General features: G+C 57.0%; 1 protein-coding gene and 1 pseudogene. Both read left to right on the top strand.

Features of this window, described 5'->3' with window-relative positions:
* The coding region (gene msrP / locus J5224_RS33050; protein WP_264629132.1) for a protein-methionine-sulfoxide reductase catalytic subunit MsrP at positions 1-461 on the top strand (461 nt) is incomplete at its 5' end.
* Positions 462-684, top strand: a pseudogene (locus tag J5224_RS33045) (sulfoxide reductase heme-binding subunit YedZ); the annotation flags it as partial.

Genomic DNA, 684 nt, shown 5'->3' with positions numbered 1-684 from the left:
TGCACGATCCCGAACAGATGCCGGGGCAGAAAGATCGCTTTCTCGGCGGCGGGCTTGACTATCCTTATGTAGAAGGCTTAACCCTGGAAGAGGCGCTACATCCCTTGACCCTGCTGGCGCTCGGTGTCTATGGCAAAACCTTGCCACCGCAGAACGGCGCGCCCATCCGCCTGGTGACACCGTGGAAATATGGATTCAAAAACATCAAATCCATCGTAAAAATCCGCTTTACGCGCGAACGACCGCCCTCAACCTGGAATCTGGCGGCGCCAGATGAATATGGGTTTTATGCCAATGTGAACCCGGATGTTAACCATCCGCGCTGGTCGCAGGCCAGTGAACGGGTGATTGGTGCAGGCGGACTGCTTAACGTTCAGCGCCAACCGACGCTGCTGTTTAACGGCTATGCCGAGCAAGTGGCACCGCTGTATCGCGGTCTGAACCTGCGGGATAATTTCTGAATGCGTCTGACACTCCGCCAGGTGTTCTGGCTGAAAATCATCTTGCATGCCGCCGCCGCGTTGCCGCTGCTGTGGCTGTTTTATGCCATTCAACAAGGGGCATTGAGCGCCGATCCGGCCAAAGATATCCAGCACTTTACCGGACGAATGGCGCTAAAGCTGTTGCTGGGCACGCTGTTGGTCACGCCGCTGGCGCGCTACGGCAAACAGCCGCTGCTGATCC

The sequence above is a fragment of the Candidatus Symbiopectobacterium sp. NZEC135 genome (genome assembly GCF_025962695.1).
Note: the sequence above shows the minus strand (reverse complement) of the source record. Positions and strands in the feature narration are given on the sequence as shown.